We start from the raw sequence: 17,912 nt of genomic DNA, 5'->3' as shown, positions 1-17,912 counted from the left end.
GATGCCATGAGCGAGACCGACGCGACGTTCGAGACCATCGACCCCGACGGGCTCGATGCCGCCCAGGCCGCGCGCGAGGTCGACCGGTTGCGCGCCCGCGTCACCGAGCTGCGCCACGACTACTACGAGGGCAACGCCTCGCCCCTGTCGGACGCCGACTACGACGCCCTGGTGCACCGCCTCGACGCGATCGAACGGCGGTTCCCGGAACTCCTGACGCCCGACAGCCCGACGCAGACCGTGGGTGGGCAGGCGCAGACGACGCAGTTCGCGCCGGTCGAGCACGCCGAGCGCATGCTCTCGCTCGACAACGTCTTCAGCCCCGACGAGCTGACCGAGTGGGCCCTCAAGGTGCAGCGGGACGCCGGTGCCGAGCGGGTGCGGTTCCTGACCGAGCTGAAGATCGACGGCCTGGCCATCAACCTGCGGTACGAGCACGGTCGGCTCGTCTCGGCCGCCACCCGCGGTGACGGCGTGGTCGGCGAGGACGTCACCGGCAACGTCCGCACGATGGGCACGATCCCGGACCGCCTGTCCGGCACCGGTCACCCGCCCCTGGTCGAGGTCCGGGGCGAGATCTTCTTCCCGGTCGCCGAGTTCGACGAGCTCAACGCCAACCAGCGCGAGGCGGGGGAGCGCGTGTTCGCCAACCCGCGCAACGCTGCCGCCGGGTCCCTCCGCCAGAAGGAAGAGGGCAAGTCCGAGGCGAAGCGGGCACTGATGGTCGACCGGCTGCGGCGTCTGCGGATGCTCGTGCACGGCATCGGCGCGTGGCCCGTCCGTGAACTCGAGCAGGGGACCGACGTCCGCAGCCAGTCCGAGGTGTACGAGCTGCTGCAGACCTGGGGGCTCCCGACGAGCAGCCACTACCGGGTGTTCGACACCATCGACGAGGTCAACGGCTTCGTCCGGACCACGGGGGAGCGCCGTTCTTCGGTCGAGCACCAGATCGACGGCGTCGTCGTGAAGGTCGACGACCTCGCCCTGCACGAGGAACTCGGGTCGACCTCGCGGGCGCCGCGGTGGGCGATCGCGTACAAGTACCCGCCGGAAGAAGTGCACACGACGCTCACCGACATCGTGGTCAGCGTCGGCCGCACCGGCCGTGCCACCCCGTTCGCGGTGATGGCCCCGGCCGAGGTCGCCGGGTCCGTCGTCCGCCAGGCCACGCTGCACAACCAGCAGGTCGTCAAGGCGAAGGGCGTGCTGATCGGGGACACGGTGGTGCTGCGGAAGGCCGGCGACGTCATCCCCGAGGTGCTCGGCCCGGTGGTCGAGCTCCGTGACGGCTCCGAGCGCGAGTTCGTGATGCCGACGAACTGCCCCGAGTGCGGCACCGAGCTCGCCCCCGCGAAGGAAGGCGACATCGACCTGCGCTGCCCGAACGCGAAGAGCTGCCCGGCGCAGGTGCGCGGTCGGGTCGAGCACATCGCCTCGCGCGGGTCGCTCGACATCGAGGGCCTCGGCGAGGTCGCTGCCGCGGCGCTCACGCAGCCCCTCCGCCCGGAGACCCCGCCGCTCGTCACCGAGGCCGGACTGTTCGACCTGACGATGCAGGACATCGTCCCGATCGAGGTCATCGTCCGCGACGCCGAGACCGGCATGGAGAAGGTCGACGACGACGGCACCCCGAAGCGCGTCACACCGTTCAGCCGGGCGCGCAAGAAGACCGACCCGCCGTTCGACCCCGAGGCACGCGGCGCCGACTACACCGGTGAGCCGAGCCGCTACCCGTCGAAGAACGCGTTCGAGATGCTCGCGAACATCGACGCCGCGAAGACGAAGCCGCTGTGGCGGATCCTGGTCGGCCTGAGCATCCGCCACGTCGGACCCGTCGCCGCCCGGGCCCTGGCGAACCACTTCGGGTCCCTCGACGCGATCCGGTCGGCATCGCGCGAGGACCTCGCCGCCGTCGACGGGGTCGGCGGGATCATCGCCGACGCCCTGCTCGCCTGGTTCGACGTCGACTGGCACCGCGAGATCATCGACCGCTGGACCACGGCCGGCGTGCAGTTCACCACCCCGGGCCACCCCGGCCCGGGCAGCGCCGACGTCGAGGGCGGCGTGCTGAGCGGCGTCACCGTCGTCGCCACCGGGTCGCTCGAGGGCTACACGCGCGAAGGTGCACAGGAGGCGATCATCACCGCCGGTGGCAAGGCGGCCTCGAGCGTGAGCAAGAAGACCGACTTCGTGGCGGCCGGTCCGGGTGCCGGTTCGAAGCTGACGAAGGCCGAGCAGCTGGGCGTCCGGATCATCGACGCCGAGCAGTTCCACCTGCTCGTGACCGAGGGGCCCGCGGCGCTCGCCGAACCGGAAGCGCCCACGACCGAGGACTGAGGACTGAGGACCGACCGGGCGCACAGCACGCCCGGTCGCATCCGCTGAGCGCGGCGCGCCGCCGAACGCGCCCAGTTCGGGGGACAAGTTGCATCGCGCATGGATGATCCGCGGACATCTCCATAGACTCGACCGAGCATCACCCGTCGTCTGCAGGGGGACGTCGGGACGGCCTTCCCGGGGGAGACCCGAATGCTGCTCATCGCTGCGGCTCTGCTCACCGCCTCGGTGCACTCGCTCGGAGTGATCGAGGCCCCAGGCATGCCCCCGGCGCACCAAGTCACGGTCGCCAGCACCACCACGACCCGCATCGTCCCGGTCGACGACGTGCTCTCGTCGGCGTCGGCGTCGGCATCCGTGTCGGCTCCCGTGGCGACGCCGGTGGCGGCAGGGGCGTCGTCCACGACAGCGGTGCGGGTGGACGACCTCGCCGCCGCACACGGACGCGCCTTCGTCGAGGACCTCGGTGCGCTCGGTGCCGCCGACCTGCGGAGCGCGGCCACCGACCGTGGCGTCGTGGCGACGGTGCAGGACGACCCGCCGCCCGCGCAGACCGTCGCGCAGTGGTGGTCGCACCTGCCCGCCGACGAGCAGGACCGACTCCTCGTGCATGCGCCCGCCCTGGTCGGGAACCTCGAGGGCGTGCCGTACGCGGTCCGTGACCAGGCCAACCGCGCGACGCTGACGTCCGGCCTCGCCGACGCCGACCTCGGAGCAGCCCGGGCCGCGATGCTCGGGCAGGTCCGGGACTCCCTGGTGCAGCAACCCGGCGACCCGCGGCGCTTCCTGGTGGCGCTCGACACCCGGGGGTCGGGCCGTGCGGCGATCAGCATCGGCGACCTCGACACCGCGGCCGACGTCACCGTCGTGGTGCCGGGCATGTTCTTCACGGTCACCGGGCAGATGACCGACTTCACGAACACCGCCAACGACCTGTCCCGTGAGCAGGCCACCCTGGCGCCGCTCGCCGCCACGGGCAACGGGTCGGGAGCCGCCGTCGTCGCGTGGATGGGGTACCGCACGCCGGACCTGTCCAACATCCTGTCGCTCGGGCTCGCACGGACCGGGGCCGAGCGGCTCGAACGGACCGTCGCAGGGCTTCGCGTGATCCGGGCGGGCGACCAACCGCGCGTGAACATCGTCGCGCACTCGTACGGGTCGACCACGGCGATGACGGCCCTGGCGTCCGGCCGGATGACCGCCGACACCCTGACCGTGCTCGGATCGCCGGGCAGCGACGTCCGGACGGCGGACGACCTCGCCGTCGCCACCGGGCAGGTGTTCGTCGGCGGTGCGCACAGCGACCCCATCGCGGGCTCCGGGTACTTCGGCACCGACCCGGGCGGGGCGTCGTTCGGGTCGACCGTGCTCGACCTGGCCGGTGGCGCCGACGCGCTGTCGGCAGGTGACGTGTTCCGCCGCCCCGTGGGCCACAACGACTACCTCAAACCGGGCACGGCATCGCTGCACGACGTCGCCCTGATCGGCATCGGACGCGGCGACCTGGTGCGCGAGCAGGTCCGACGCGGCAAGTCGGGTGGTGACGGCATCGTCGGCGCCTCGCCGGACATGTACCTCGTGCGCCCGCAGGACCTGCAGCCCCGTGACTGACCGGCCGTGACCGACGGGCGGTGGGCGGCCGGCCCTGACCGACCGGGCGGACCCGCCGGTCGTGGCGACGCGGTGGACGTGACCCGATCGTGACCGGTGGCCGACGTGGCGGAGCCGTTGCGGGCCTCCCGGGCGGATCGGTGCGCCCGCGCGGATCGCGACGCGTCCTCGGAACCGCCTGGGTGGCAACCTGAACGCGACCGCAGCCTGCACTCGTTCCAGGGCAGAACCAGTACAGCCCTGCTGCCTACGGTGCCGTCATGCGTGTGGTGCGATGGCCTGGTGCTCTCCTGATGTTCGTGGTGATGTCCGTGCTCGCCGGCATGCTCGTCGCCGTCGCGGTGACCCCGGCGGTCGCCGTCGCGGGTGAGGGGACCTCCGGGGCGGTCTCGTTCTTCGAGGACCTGCCGACGTACCTCGACGTGCAGACCCCGCAGCAGGTGTCGTCCGTGTACGCGGAGCAGGGCGGGAAGCAGGTCAAGATCGCCTCGTTCTACGCCGAGAACCGCACGAACGTGACGGCCGACCAGATGGCGGACTCGCTCAAGCAGGCGGCGATCGACACCGAGGACCCGCGCTACTACGACGAGGGCGGCATCGACGTGCTCGGGACGCTCCGCGGGGTCGCCGCGACCGTCGTCGACGGGGACGTGCAGGGCGGCTCGAGCATCACGCAGCAGTACGTCAAGAACGTCCTGGTGCAGCAGTGCGAGGAGCTCACGGGCAAGGACCAGGCCGCCACCGAGAAGAAGGTCGAAGCCTGCTACCAGGACGCTGCCGGCGTCACGCCGCAGCGCAAGCTGCAGGAGATGCGGTACGCGATCGCGGTGAACAAGAAGTACTCGAAGGACGAGATCCTGACCGGGTACCTCAACATCGTCGGGCTCGGCGGTCGGGTCTACGGGGCCGAGGCCGGGGCCGAGTACTACTTCGGCGTGCACGCGAAGGACCTGTCGCTCGTGCAGTCGGCCACGCTCGTCGCGATCCTCAACAACCCGTCGAACCTGCGCATCGACGTGCCGAGCGACAAGGACAACGGCAAGACCAACGGGTACGAGCTGACGAAGGAGCGCCGCGACTACGTGCTCCGCCGGATGCAGGCGCACGGGTCGATCACGAAGGCCGAGATGACGAAGGCCATCGCGACCCCGGTCGCACCGAAGATCACCGAGACCGCGAACGGCTGCTCGACCGCGGCGACGCACTACGACGCCGGCTACTTCTGCGACTACGTCCGCGACCAGGTGCTGCAGGACCCGGCGTTCGGCAAGACCGCCGCGGCACGCATCGCGACGCTCGACACCAAGGGCCTGCAGATCCACACCTCGCTCGACCTCGACCTTCAGGGCCAGGCACAGTCCGCCCTGTCCACCTACGTGCCGGCCACGATGGCCGGCGTCGACGTCGGCGGCTCGAACGTCACCGTGGAGCCCGGCACCGGCCGGATCATGTCGATGGTCCAGAACACCACGTACACGCAGGGGGACAACGCCGCCGCCGGGGCCACGGCGGTGAACTACAGCGCCGACTCCGGGTACGGCAACTCGGGCGGGTTCCAGACCGGCTCGACCTACAAGGTGTTCACCCTGGCCGAGTGGCTCGCCAGCGGGCACACCCTGTCCGACTCGGTCACCACCTCGGAGCACCAGTTCGCGAACGCCGAGTTCACCAACAGCTGCCAGAACGTCGCGGGTGGCACCTGGAACGTCGCCAACGCCGAGAGCGTGCCGTCGTCGATGTCGGTCGAGGCGGCGACGGTCGAGTCGATCAACACGGCGTACGCCCAGATGGGCAAGCAGCTCGACCTGTGCAAGATCGCCCAGCTCGCGCAGTCGATGGGCATCCACCGCGCCGACGGCGGGGACCTGACGCAGACGCCGTCGTCGATCCTCGGCGTGAACGAGCTGTCGCCGATCGACCTGGCCGAGGCCTACGCGGGCTTCGCCAACGGCGGCATCGTGTGCACGCCCACCGCGATCGACTCGGTGACCGAGGCGGACGGCACGAAGATCACCCCGACGCCGTCGTCCTGCACGCAGGGCGTCTCCGCGGACGTCGCGGGCACGGTCGACTACGCGCTGCAGGGCGTCCTGTCCGGTTCGGGCACCGCGGCGAGTGCGAACCCCGGGGACAGCGTGGCGAAGTTCGCGAAGACCGGCACCACCGACGGTGACGTGCAGAACTGGCTGGTCGCGTCGTCGACGAAGTACACGAACGCCACCTGGGTCGGCAACGTGCAGGGGAGCGTGAGCCTGGCGAACTGGCCGTTCCTGCAGGGCACCACCGGGTACAGCGCGAAGTTCGGGGTCGGGAAGTCGATGATGACGTACCTCGACCAGACCGTCGGCGGGGGAGCGCTGCCCGCGCCGAGCCAGGCGATGATCGGGCAGGCGAGCAAGTCGTCGTCATCGTCGTCGTCGTCGTCTTCGTCTTCGTCCTCGTCGGGGTCCTCGTCCGGGCAGGGAACGGCGCAGGACGACCAGACGACGCCGACGGCTGCTCCGGCTGCGCCTGCCGCTCCGGCCGCACCCGCTGCCCCGGCTGCGCCGGCGCCCGCCGCGACGGTGGCCCCGGCGGCACCGGCTGCGAGGGGCCAGAACGGGAAGTGACCCGCTGACCCCCTGGAGGCCCGGTGCCGGTCCGGCGGACCGGCACCGGGCCTCCAGGGCGTTGTCCACAGCCGCGCCTGCGCGCCCGACGCAGCCAATAGACTGTGGGGCATTCCACGAACCGATCGACGGAGCACCATGCCTGACATCACGAGCGAGCAGGTCGCACACCTGGCGAACCTCGCACGTATCGCACTCACGCCCGACGAGATCGAGAAGCTGACCGGGGAGCTGTCGCACATCGTCGAGAGCGTCGCCAAGGTCGCCGAGGTCGCGACCGACGACGTCCCGGCGACGAGCCACCCCGTGCCGCTCGGCAACGTCACCCGACCCGACGTGGTCGGCACGACGCTGACGCAGGAGCAGGCGCTCTCCGGGGCGCCCGACTCCGACGGCGAACGGTTCCGCGTGACCGCCATCCTCGGCGAAGAACAGTAGGGCGAAGAACAGTGACTGACGACATCACGAAGCTGAGCGCCGCGGCGCTCGCCGACGCCCTCGTGGCGCGCGACGTCTCGAGCGTCGAGGCCACCCAGGCCCACCTCGACCGGATCGCCGCCGTCGACGGCGACGTGCACGCGTTCCTGCACGTCAACCAGAACGCCCTGGCGGTGGCGAAGTCGATCGACTCCCGCCGCGCCGCGGGCGACGACCTCGGGCCGCTCGCCGGTGTGCCGATCGCCGTCAAGGACGTCCTGTGCACGCAGGACATGCCCACCACCGCCGGGTCCAAGATCCTCGAGGGCTGGGTGCCGCCGTACGACGCCACCCCCGTCGCGAAGCTCCGCGCCGCCGGCCTCGTGCCGCTCGGCAAGACCAACATGGACGAGTTCGCGATGGGCTCGACCACCGAGTTCTCGGCCTACGGGCCGACCCGCAACCCGTGGGACCTCGACCGGATCCCCGGCGGGTCCGGCGGTGGCTCGGCCGCTGCGGTCGCCGCGCACGAAGCCCCGTTCGCCCTCGGTTCGGACACGGGTGGCTCCATCCGCCAGCCGGGTGCCGTGACGGGCACGGTCGGTGTGAAGCCGACCTACGGCGGGGTGAGCCGCTACGGCGCCATCGCCCTGGCATCCAGCCTCGACCAGATCGGCCCGGTGTCCCGCACCGTCCTCGACGCCGCGCTCCTGCACGACGTCATCGGCGGGCACGACCCGAAGGACTCCACGTCCATCCCGGACGCCTGGCCCTCGATGGCCGCGGCCGCACGCGAAGGGCTGCAGGCGGACACGCTCCGCGGCCTGCGCGTCGGCGTGGTGAAGGAACTCGCCGGGGGTGACGGGTTCCAGGCCGGGGTCACCCAGCGCTTCCAGGAGACGGTCGCGCTGCTCGAGTCGGCCGGTGCGGTCGTCGTCGAGATCGACGCCCCGTCGTTCGCGTACGCGATCAGCGCGTACTACCTGATCCTCCCGGCCGAGGCGTCGTCGAACCTCGCCAAGTTCGACTCGGTGCGCTTCGGCCTCCGGGTCACGCCCGAGAACGGTGCCACCGTCGAGGACGTCATGGCCGCCACGCGTGAAGCCGGCTTCGGCCCCGAGGTCAAGCGGCGCATCATCCTCGGCACCTACGCCCTGAGCGCCGGCTACTACGACGCCTACTACGGCTCGGCGCAGAAGGTCCGCACGCTCGTGCAGCGGGACTTCCAGGCCGCCTTCGAGCAGGTCGACCTGCTCGTCAGCCCGTCGGCGCCGACGACCGCGTTCCCGATCGGTGAGCGCATCGACGACCCGCTGGCGATGTACCTCAACGACCTCACGACGATCCCGGCGAACCTCGCCGGCGTGCCCGGCATGAGCATCCCGAACGGCCTCGCGCCCGAGGACGGCCTGCCCGTCGGTGTGCAGCTGATGGCGCCCCAGCGTGAGGACGCCCGGCTGTACCGCTACGGTGCCGCCCTCGAGCGTCTGCTCGAACAGCAGTGGGGCGCGCCGCTCATCGCGTCCGTCCCGGACCTCGACCAGAGTCAGCAGTCCGCTGCGCAGGAAGGTGTGATCTGATGGCGCAGAAGGACGCGCTGATGGACTTCGACGAGGCGCTCGAGCGCTACGAGCCGGTGCTCGGCTTCGAGGTCCACGTCGAACTCGCGACGAAGACCAAGATGTTCTCGGACGCCCCGAACTTCTTCGGCGGCGAACCCAACACGAACGTCACCCCGGTCGACCTCGGGCTGCCCGGGTCGCTGCCGGTCGTGAACGCACAGGCCGTGCGGTACTCGATCCAGCTCGGGCTCGCGCTCGGTTGCTCGATCGCCGAGTCCTCGCGGTTCGCCCGGAAGAACTACTTCTACCCGGACAACCCGAAGAACTACCAGGTCTCGCAGTACGACGAGCCCATCGCCTACGAGGGCGAGGTCGAGGTCGAGCTCGCCGACGGGACGATCTACAACATCCCGATCGAGCGCGCCCACATGGAAGAGGACGCCGGCAAGCTGACGCACGTCGGTGGTGCCACCGGCCGCATCCAGGGCGCCGAGTACTCGCTCGTCGACTACAACCGTGCCGGTGTGCCCCTGGTCGAGATCGTCACGAAGCCGATCTTCGGCGCCGAGCACCGTGCCCCCGAGCTCGGTGCCGCCTACGTGCAGGTCATCCGCGACCTCGTCCGGGCGCTCGGCGTCTCCGAGGCGCGCATGGAGCGCGGCAACCTGCGGTGCGACGCGAACATCTCGCTGCGCCCCCGCGGGCAGGAGAAGCTCGGCACCCGCACCGAGACCAAGAACGTCAACTCGTTCCGCGCCGTTGAGCGTGCGATCCGCTACGAGATCCAGCGTCAGGCCGCGATCCTCGCCGCCGGTGGCACGATCACGCAGGAGACCCGCCACTGGCACGAGGACACCGGTCGCACGTCGGCCGGTCGTCCGAAGTCGGACGCCGACGACTACCGGTACTTCCCGGAGCCCGACCTGCTGCCCGTCGTGCCGGACCCGGCCGTCATCGCGGAGCTCCGCGCCTCGCTGCCCGAGGCACCGGTCGCACGTCGCCGTCGTCTGAAGGGTGACTGGGGCTTCGCCGACCTGGAGTTCCAGGACGTCGTGAACGGCGGGCTGCTCGACGAGGTCGAGGGCACCGTCGCCGCCGGCGCCGCACCACAGGCCGCCCGCAAATGGTGGACCGGTGAGATCAGCCGCGTCGCCAACGCGCAGGACGCCGCCCCCGGTGACCTGGTGTCGCCGAAGCACGTCGCCGAGGTCATCGCGCTCGTCGAGTCCGGCGACCTGACCGACCGCCTGGCACGCCAGGTGCTCGAGGGCGTCATCGCGGGCGAGGGCTCGCCGGCGCAGGTCGTCGAGGCCCGCGGGCTCAAGGTCGTCTCGGACGACTCCGCCCTGACGGCCGCGGTCGACGAAGCACTCGCGGCGCAGCCCGACGTGCTGGCGAAGATCCAGGACGGCAAGGTCCAGGCGGCCGGCGCGATCATCGGCGCGGTCATGAAGGCCATGAAGGGCCAGGCCGACGCCGCACGCGTGCGGGAACTCGTGCTGGAGCGCGCGCAGCAGTCGTAGGCAGTCCCACCTCGGAGGGCACGGCACCGGTCGGTGCCGTGCCCTCCGTGCGTCCCGGTCGCCGTGTGCATCCTGGGGACGCGTCAGCGATCCGGTGACAGGATGAGTCGTGTCCGCAACGATCCGCGCCATCGGAACCGCCGTCCCCGAGACGACCCTCGACCAGCCCCGGGTGCGTGACCTGTTCTCCGCCCAACCCGACCTCGGGCGGCTCGGCAGACGGCTCGTCCCCGCCGCGTTCGACGGGTCGGCGGTCGACCAGCGGCACACCGTCCTCGAGGAACTCGACTCCGCGCGTGCCGGTGGGGCCTTCCGTGACGACGACGGCACCCTGCGCTCGCCGTCCACCGGCTCACGCAACGACCGGTACCGCGAACTCGCCCCGCCGCTGTTCGTCGCCGCCGCCCGCGACGCCGTCGCACGCGCCGGCATCGCGCCGGAGTCCGTCACGCACCTGGTGACCGTGTCGTGCACCGGGTTCACCCAGCCTGGGCCAGACATCGACGTCGTCGAGCAGCTCGGGCTCCCCGGGGGCGTCTTCCGGCACCACATCGGCTTCATGGGGTGCTGCGCCGCGTTCCCCGCGCTCCGGATCGCCGCGGCGTTCGTCGACCAGGACCCGGACGCCGTCGTGCTCGTCGTCTGCGGTGAACTCTGCACCCTGCACGTCCGCGCATCGAACGACCCCGACCAGATCGTCGCGAACAGCGTCTTCGGCGACGGTGCGGCCGCCGCGGTCGTCGCCCGGGACGGAGCCGGTCTGCGCTTCGACGACTTCACGACGGCCGTGGTGCCCGAAGGAGCGTCCGAGATGGCGTGGAACATCGGGGACGAGGGCTTCGAGATGGTCCTGTCCACCGCCGTGCCGAAGCTCGTCGGCCTGCACGTGCCGAGCGCCGTGCAACCGCTGCTCGACGGCGGGCCAGCGTCGGACGTGCCGGTGTGGGCGGTGCACCCGGGCGGCCGGGCCATCCTCGACCGCACGCAGGAGTCGCTCGGCCTCCCCGACGGCGCCATGGAGTCGAGCCGGCGGGTGCTGCGCGAACACGGGAACATGTCGAGCGCCACCGTGCTCTTCGTGCTGCGCGACGCCGTCGACGCCGGTCTCGAGGACGGCAGTGCCGTCGTCGCGCTCGCCTTCGGCCCCGGCCTCACCGTCGAGAGCGCACGGCTCACCGCGGTGCGGACCGAGGCGTCGCCCGCGGCAGAACCCGCGGCAGAACCCGCGGCAGAACCCGCGGCGGAACCCGCGGCGGAACCCGCGGCGGAACCCGCTGTCGCACCCGCCCGCGTGCCCGTCGCGACCACGGGCGCGGCGTGAGCCGTCAGGACGGCGGCACCACGGGCCTCCCGGCCGTCGACCTGCGCACCCGCGCGCTCGACCTGACCGAGCTGATGGACGACCCGGACTGCGACCCGCGTGCGCTCGCGCGCACGTTCCGGCGCTTCGCCGTCGTGAACGCGCTCGTGAGCGGCTGGCGCGCGGCCTGGCGCTCGCACGTCGTGCCGGCCCTGCCCGCCAGCGGGCGCGGCCGGGTGCTCGACCTGGGCTGCGGCGGCGGCGACCTGGCCCGCTCGCTGGTGCGGTGGGCGGCGAGCGACGGATTCGACCTCGAGGTCGTCGGGGTCGACCCGGACGAACGTGCCATCGCCGCGGCACGGCGGTCGTCCCCGACCGGCGTGACCTTCAGGCAGCAGTCGAGCGGTGACCTCGTCGCGGCGGGTGAGCGGTTCGACGTCGTCGTGTCGAACCACGTGCTGCACCACCTGGGCGACGAGGAGCGGCGGGGGTTCCTGGCCGACTCCGAGCTGCTCGCGAGCGGGCGCAGCCTGCACTCGGACATCCGTCGGTCGCCGGCGGCCTACCGGGCGTACGCGCTGGCGTCACCGCTCGTGGCGGCGGGGACGTTCATCCGCGTCGACGGCCTGCGGTCGATCCGCCGGAGCTTCACGGTGCCCGAACTCTGCGACGTGCTGCCCGGCGGATGGCGGGCCGAGGCGGCTGCGCCGCACCGGGTGCTGGCGATCCGCGACGCCTGAGCGGGCGGGCCGCCGGTTGTCGACGCGACCAGACGACGGACGGGAGGCCCGTGGCGACGCCGCCACGGGCCTCCCGTCCGTCTGCCGGTGCGTCCACGACGCGCGCCGCTACGGGCGCAGCAGCACCTTGATGGCCCGGCGCTCGTCCATCGCACGGTAGGCCTCGGCGGCCTCGTCGAGCGGCAGCTCCAGGTCGAAGACGCGACCGGGGTCGATCGCGCCGGACAGCACGTCGGGCAGCAGCTCGGGGATGTACTTCCGGGCCGGGGCCATGCCGCCCGCGATGGCGATGTTCGTGTCGAACAGGTAACGGGTGCCGATGGTCGGCACCCCGTGCGGGACCCCCACGAAGCCGACGTTGCCGCCGGGGCGGACCGAGTGCAGCGCCTGGTCCATGCTCTCCTCGGTGCCGACGGCCTCGACCCCGCAGTCGGCCAGGTCGCCGCCGAGCAGCGCGCGGACCGCCGCGACGCCCTCGTCGCCGCGCTCCGCCACGATGTCGGTGGCACCGAACTCGCGGGCGAGCGCCTGGCGGTCGGCGTGCCGGCTCATCGCGATGATGCGCTCCGCCCCGAGCCGCTTCGAGGCGAGCACGGCGGACAGGCCGACCGCGCCGTCGCCGACCACGACGACGGTCTTGCCGGGGCCGACCGCTGCCGACACGGCGGCGTGGTGACCGGTCGAGAAGACGTCGGACAGGGTGAGCAGCGACGGCACCAGGGCCGGGTCGACCGGGCCGGGGACCGCGACGAGCGTGGCGTCGGCGTCCGGGATCCGCACGTACTCGGCCTGTGCGCCACCGACGGGGTCGCCGTACGCGTCCGTGCTGCCGAACCCGGACAGGTGGTCGCAGCCGGTGGTCATGCCGTTGCGGCAGGCCTGGCAGGTGCCGTCGTTCATGGTGAAGGGGGAGATGACGAAGTCGCCCTCGTGCAGGCCGGTGACGTCGTCACCGACGGCGACGACCTCGCCGACGAGCTCGTGGCCGATCGGCCGCGGCTGCTTCGTCTCGGTGACGCCGCGGTAGGGCCAGAGGTCCGATCCGCAGACACAGGCCGCGAGGACCTTGACGACGACGTCCTTGCCGGACAGCAGCCCGGGTCGGTCGCGCTCCTCGACGCGGATGTCGTTCGGGGCGTGGATGATCGCTGCGCGCACGGGCGGGCCTTCCGTCGAGATGATGGGGAACCGGCGCGGTCGACGTCGTCCGGGCCGTCGTCGACAGTACCCTCGTGCGGGTGGACGACGACCGGTACGGCGGCGATGTGCTCTCGGGGGACTGGCGCTCGCGCGGGGTGAAGAAGGTGCGGCAGGTGCCGCTCGAACGGGACATGGTGCTCGAGGACCCGGACTCCGGGTGGGCCGGTGCCGTGGTGGGGCTCGAGGCGGGCAACATCGCGCTCGAGGACTGGAAGGGCCGCACGCGCTCCTTCCCCTTCACCGGGCAGTTCCTGCTCGAGGGTGAGCTGGTGACGCTGGGGCGGCCGTCGGCGCCGGTCGGGCGGTCTGCCGGGGGTGCTGTTGGGGCTGGTGCTGCTGGCCGTGCGGGTGCCGCTGGTTCCGTCGGTTCCGTTCATTCGGACTGGAGGCCCGGGGGCGCGCCCGCCGTGCGGCAGGCGTCCGACGGTGGTCGCCTCCGCACCGCGTCCGGATCGTTCGCCGTGGAGTCGCAGCGTGCTCGGGTGGCGCTGCCGAGCCGCATCATGGTCGAGGGCAAGCACGACGCGGAACTCGTCGAGAAGGTCTGGGGCGCCGACCTGCGGGTCGAGGGCGTCGTGGTCGAGGAACTCTCCGGCGTCGACAACCTGGCCGCGGTGCTCGACGAGTTCCAGCCGACGCGGGAGCGCCGGGTCGGGGTCCTGGTCGACCACCTGGTGCCCGGGTCGAAGGAGTCCCGCTTCGCCGACGCCGTGATGCGTGGCAAGTGGGGCGCGCACGTGCTCGTCGTCGGGCACCCGTTCGTCGACGTCTGGCAGTCGGTCAAGCCGGCGCGGGTGGGGCTGCGGGCGTGGCCGACGATCCCGCGCTCGATCGAGTGGAAGGCGGGCATCTGCCAGGCACTCGGCTGGCCGCACGCCGAGCAGGCCGACATCGCCAGGGCATGGCAGCGGATCCTCGGGCAGGTGCGCACCTTCGCCGACCTCGAGCCGGAGCTGCTCGGCCGTGTCGAGGAGCTGATCGACTTCGTGACGGAACCACAGGCCTGAGAACCGGCGGATTGCCCGACCGGCGCGGTGTGCCGGGGGTGATCCGCGCCTCCAGGCCTACTGTTGAGGGATGGACGGCATCGACGGTCGCGTGCGGGGCGCGGTCGACCTGTGGCTGCGCTGGCTGCCGCGCTGGCAGATCGGGACCGCCCGCCCGCGCACGCGCATCTGCCGGAAGTGCACCGGGTCCCCGATCGCCGCGGCCGCGGGGTTCGGACCCGACGTGCCGCACGCCGTCCAGCACGCGCTGATCGGTCGGATCTCGACGATCGTCGAGGACGCCGTCGACGACTACACGGCGAAGAACCTGCCGCTGCTGCAGCGTGAACTCGAGCGGGCGGCGGCCCGGAAGCGGCATGCCGGGTACCAGCCGGCCGAGGGGTTGTCGCCGGAGTTCCAGGGCCTGGACGTGGACCCCGAGCCGTCGCCGGGGTCGCCGTTCCTGTTCACCCTCGGCGAGCTGGCCGGGACCGGTGCGGGGGAGCAGACGCCGCGCGAGCCGCTGTCCGACGAGGCGAAGGCCGCGCTCCGGCACGAGATCGCGCTGTCCGACGAGTGTGCGCGGTCGACCGGCACCGCGGTGTGCCTGGCGCTCATCGACCACCGGCCGCGGATCGCCGAGGCCGTCGAACGCCTGGTGGAGCCGCAGATCGAGGCGCTGGTGTCGGACATGTTCCGCGGGTTCGACGGGCCGGAGGACGGGCCGCGCAGCGGGCTGTTCTAGGCGCGGGTGCGGGTGCGCGGGTGCGTTCGGTGCGAGGTTCCGTACTCGGTGCGAGGGTCGTCCGGCCGCACCGAGTACGGAACCTCGCACCGATCGCGTGGCGCCTCGCACGGTGCGAGGTCGCCGGGTCGGACTCAGCGGGGGAGCAGGGTGCGGCCGGGGATCACGGTGCCGCGCAGTGAGCGGTGCTCGACCGGGCGCGTGGGGTCGTCGATGCGGCCGATGACCAGGTCGATGGCCTCGCGGCCGATGCGCTCGATCGGTTGCTCGAGTGTCGTGAAGCCGATCCAGTCGCTCGCCAGTGGGTAGACGCCGTCGAACCCGGTGACGGAGAGGTCACGCGGGACCTCGACACCGCGGCGGGCGAGCGCCTCGCACACGTCGAGCATGAGCCGGTCGGTCGGGCACATCACCGCGGTCACGCCCGACTCCTGCACGGCGTCCACCAGGTCGGCGGCGAGGTCGTCGGGTGGCCGCACGAAGCTCGCGTCGATGTCGATCACCCGGATGCCACGTGCTCGGAGTCGCTCGAGCATCGCCGACGACCGCGCGTGCTGCGTGATCGCGTTGTCGAGCGGGACGGTGAACACCACGGCGGTGGTGTGGCCGGCATCGGCGACGGCGTCCGCGATGGAGGCCCCACCGTCGACCTCGTCGCAGTAGACGCTCGAGAGCGCCGGGTGCAGCTCGGGCCGACCCGCGACGACGGTGGCGATGCGGGGCGCGAACTCGGCGATGTCGGCGGACGGCATCAGGCCGCTGCACACGACGAGCCCGTCGACGCGCATGGACACGAGTGCGGCGAGGGCGGACTTCTCGTCCTCGACCCGACCGACGCCCGTCGTGGTGACGACGCGGTAGCCGAGCTCCGATGCGCGGCGCTCCATCACGGCGTGCAGTGCGGTGTAGACCATCGACGATGCATCCCGGACGAGCATCCCGATCGTGTTCGTGCGACCGCTGACCAGCCCGCGAGCCATCGCGTTCGCGACGTACCCGAGCTCGGCTGCCGCTCGTTCGACGCGTTCGCGGGTCTCGTCCGAGAACCGTCCGGTCCCGGAGAGCACGCGGCTCACCGCCGACTTCGAGACCCCCGCACGTGCGGCGACGTCGAGGATGGTCGGCTGGGAACCGCGGCTGCCGTTCACGCGTCGGACGCTGCGGCGTCCCGTCGCGACCGCGACGCGGTGAACCGGAGCACACCGCGGGCGATCGCGCGCCAGCCGAGCAGGAACACCCCGAGCACGATCGTCGCGACGATGACGAACGAGATCGGCAGCGGGTTGCCGTCGACGTCGCCCTGGCCGGTGGCGACGCGGATGGCCAGACCGACGAAGACCGTGAGGACCCAGACCACGACACCGGTCGGCCAGAAGCGCAGCGGTCGAGCCCAGGCACCGCTCGTCACGTACCCGATCGCCCAACCCGCCAGGAACGGGTAGGCGGTGGTCCAGAGCGCCAGTGCCGTGTTGGCCTCACCGTGCGACGAGCGCCCGATGAGCGCGAAGACGACGATGAGGACGACGTCGATGACGGCTGCGAGCCAACCCCAGGTGCGTGCGTTCACCCGCTCATTCTCGCAGCTGCTGATTCATCCGCTTGCGACTGTGGACGGATGCGCCTGTCCACAGTCTGATCCGGCTGCACTCGCACCGTGCGAGGTATCCGCCAGCATCCGATGCATGGCTGCTCATCCCCGTTTCCCCGCCGTCCCCGACTGCACGGTCCTCGTCGCGCACGAGTCACGGCCCGACGAGGCCGCGGCGATCCGGGTCCGGGCCCGCGCTGGGGAACTGGTCCGCATCTCGCACGGTCGGTACGCCGACACCGAGCGGTGGAAGGGGCTCCGCCCCGAGCAGCGGCACCACGTGCTCGTGCGATCACTCGTCGACCGGATCAGACCCCGCTTCGTCGTGTCGCACCTGTCGGCGGCGGCGGTCATCGGTGTGCCGTACGTAGGCCGGTGGCCGGAACGAGTCCACCTGACCAGCCCCGGGCGCGATGCGCGGACGACCAACGCGACGTTCGTCGTGCACGCCGACTTCGACCCGTCGATGGCGGGCACGTGGCGGTTCCGCGCGGACGACCTGACCTTGACGGGGTTCGACAGGACGGCCGTGGACCTCGCCATGACCTTGCCGATGACGGAAGCGGTGGTGTCCATCGACCGGCTCCTCGCCCTCGGCGCGGACCGCGACGCCGTCCTGGACGGGGTCGCGCGGCGGGGACGGAAGGGCCGGCGCCGTGCCCTGCGGTCCGTCGGTTTCGCGGACCCAGCCGCTGACTCGGTGGGGGAGTCGCTGGTCCGAGTCCGCCTGGACGAGTACGGCGCTCCCACCCCGGTGCTGCAACGACGCTTCACCACCCCGGGCGAGTCGGACATCGTCGTGGACTTCTGGCTCCCGGACCAGGGCGTGGTGATCGAGTTCGACGGTGAGGTGAAGTACCGCGATGCAGCGCTGCGAGGAGGGCGGTCGGCGGAGGACGTCGTCATCGCGGAGAAGTACCGCGAGGACCGCTTGCGCTCCTTCCCCGAGGTGCGCGGGGTGATCCGGTACGGCTGGAAGGACGTGTGGGACGAGTCCGCGTTCCGCGCGAAGCTCCGGAATGCCCGGGTACCGATGTCACGGTGACCTCGCACGGTGCGAGGGGCGGCGCGAACGGTGCGAGGTTCCGTACTCGGTGCAGGGCTCCAGGGCGGGCACGGAGTACGGAACCTCGCACCAGAGCCCGCACCGCACCCGGAGTTCACCCGGCGGCGACGCCGGAGGCACCCGGAGTTCACCCGGCAGCGCCACACTCGACCCCGGCGCGGGAACGTTCCCACACGGCCCGCCCGCACGAACCCCGCCCGCCCGCACGAACCCCGCACGCCCGCACAC

General features: G+C 72.0%; 14 protein-coding genes. 11 read left to right on the top strand and 3 right to left on the bottom strand.

Annotated features, from left to right (window positions below; translation table 11 throughout):
• Positions 1-6: 6 nt before the first annotated feature.
• The 8 genes from ligA to DEJ12_RS07320 all read left to right on the top strand — a co-directional run bounded on the left by ligA (position 7) and on the right by DEJ12_RS07320 (position 12,099).
• Positions 7-2,337 carry an NAD-dependent DNA ligase LigA gene (ligA, locus tag DEJ12_RS07355; protein ID WP_111029530.1) on the top strand — a complete coding sequence of 777 codons (2,331 nt, stop codon included), beginning with the start codon at positions 7-9 and terminating at the stop codon, positions 2,335-2,337.
• A gap of 192 nt (positions 2,338-2,529) precedes the next feature.
• Positions 2,530-3,948 carry an alpha/beta hydrolase gene (locus DEJ12_RS07350; RefSeq protein ID WP_111029529.1) on the top strand — a complete coding sequence of 473 codons (1,419 nt, stop codon included), beginning with the start codon at positions 2,530-2,532 and terminating at the stop codon, positions 3,946-3,948.
• A 260-nt stretch (positions 3,949-4,208) separates the two neighbouring features.
• Positions 4,209-6,557: a transglycosylase domain-containing protein gene (locus DEJ12_RS07345; protein ID WP_111029528.1), complete on the top strand. Its 2,349-nt coding sequence runs from the start codon at positions 4,209-4,211 to the stop codon at positions 6,555-6,557.
• A gap of 138 nt (positions 6,558-6,695) precedes the next feature.
• The gene (gene gatC, locus DEJ12_RS07340) at positions 6,696-6,995 is read left to right on the top strand and encodes an Asp-tRNA(Asn)/Glu-tRNA(Gln) amidotransferase subunit GatC (protein ID WP_017887005.1); all 300 of its coding nucleotides are present in this window, start codon (positions 6,696-6,698) and stop codon (positions 6,993-6,995) included.
• Positions 6,996-7,006: 11 nt separating this feature from the next.
• Positions 7,007-8,554 (top strand): Asp-tRNA(Asn)/Glu-tRNA(Gln) amidotransferase subunit GatA, encoded by a 1,548-nt coding sequence (gene gatA, locus DEJ12_RS07335; RefSeq protein ID WP_111022649.1) that lies wholly within the window; start codon positions 7,007-7,009, stop codon positions 8,552-8,554.
• Entirely contained in the window at positions 8,554-10,059 is a 1,506-nt protein-coding gene (gatB, locus tag DEJ12_RS07330; RefSeq protein ID WP_035807593.1) for an Asp-tRNA(Asn)/Glu-tRNA(Gln) amidotransferase subunit GatB, read from the top strand. The genes gatA and gatB overlap by 1 nt, the downstream gene beginning before the upstream one ends.
• 109 nt (positions 10,060-10,168) lie before the next feature.
• The gene (locus DEJ12_RS07325) at positions 10,169-11,380 is read left to right on the top strand and encodes a type III polyketide synthase (RefSeq protein ID WP_111029527.1); all 1,212 of its coding nucleotides are present in this window, start codon (positions 10,169-10,171) and stop codon (positions 11,378-11,380) included.
• A complete protein-coding gene (locus DEJ12_RS07320; RefSeq protein WP_111029526.1) occupies positions 11,377-12,099 on the top strand; it encodes a methyltransferase domain-containing protein in 723 nt (240 codons plus the stop codon). Before DEJ12_RS07325 ends, DEJ12_RS07320 begins: the two co-directional genes overlap by 4 nt.
• A gap of 108 nt (positions 12,100-12,207) precedes the next feature.
• Here DEJ12_RS07320 and DEJ12_RS07315 read toward each other — a convergent pair whose 3' ends face one another.
• Positions 12,208-13,257, bottom strand: a complete 1,050-nt coding sequence (locus DEJ12_RS07315) for a zinc-dependent alcohol dehydrogenase family protein (protein ID WP_111029525.1) — start codon at positions 13,255-13,257, stop codon at positions 12,208-12,210.
• 80 nt (positions 13,258-13,337) lie between these two features.
• Here DEJ12_RS07315 and DEJ12_RS07310 point away from each other — a divergent pair, with 80 nt between their 5' ends.
• Positions 13,338-14,306, top strand: a complete 969-nt coding sequence (locus DEJ12_RS07310) for a DUF3097 domain-containing protein (RefSeq protein WP_111029524.1) — start codon at positions 13,338-13,340, stop codon at positions 14,304-14,306.
• Positions 14,307-14,376: 70 nt separating this feature from the next.
• Positions 14,377-15,030: a hypothetical protein gene (locus DEJ12_RS07305; RefSeq protein ID WP_017886998.1), complete on the top strand. Its 654-nt coding sequence runs from the start codon at positions 14,377-14,379 to the stop codon at positions 15,028-15,030.
• Positions 15,031-15,164: 134 nt separating this feature from the next.
• Here DEJ12_RS07305 and DEJ12_RS07300 read toward each other — a convergent pair whose 3' ends face one another.
• On the bottom strand, positions 15,165-16,178 hold the full coding sequence (locus tag DEJ12_RS07300; RefSeq protein WP_111022654.1) for a LacI family DNA-binding transcriptional regulator: 1,014 nt from the start codon (positions 16,176-16,178) through the stop codon (positions 15,165-15,167).
• Entirely contained in the window at positions 16,175-16,597 is a 423-nt protein-coding gene (locus DEJ12_RS07295; RefSeq protein WP_258367055.1) for a DUF3054 domain-containing protein, read from the bottom strand. Before DEJ12_RS07295 ends, DEJ12_RS07300 begins: the two co-directional genes overlap by 4 nt.
• A gap of 115 nt (positions 16,598-16,712) precedes the next feature.
• Here DEJ12_RS07295 and DEJ12_RS07290 point away from each other — a divergent pair, with 115 nt between their 5' ends.
• Positions 16,713-17,663, top strand: coding sequence for a hypothetical protein (locus DEJ12_RS07290; protein WP_111029522.1), 951 nt, complete (start codon positions 16,713-16,715; stop codon positions 17,661-17,663).
• The last annotated feature ends 249 nt before the right edge of the window (positions 17,664-17,912 follow it).

The organism is Curtobacterium sp. MCLR17_059 (genome assembly GCF_003234665.1).
Lineage (GTDB): Bacteria > Actinomycetota > Actinomycetes > Actinomycetales > Microbacteriaceae > Curtobacterium > Curtobacterium flaccumfaciens.
The sequence above is the reverse complement of the archived record's forward strand: the minus strand, read 5'-3'. Positions and strand labels throughout refer to the sequence as shown.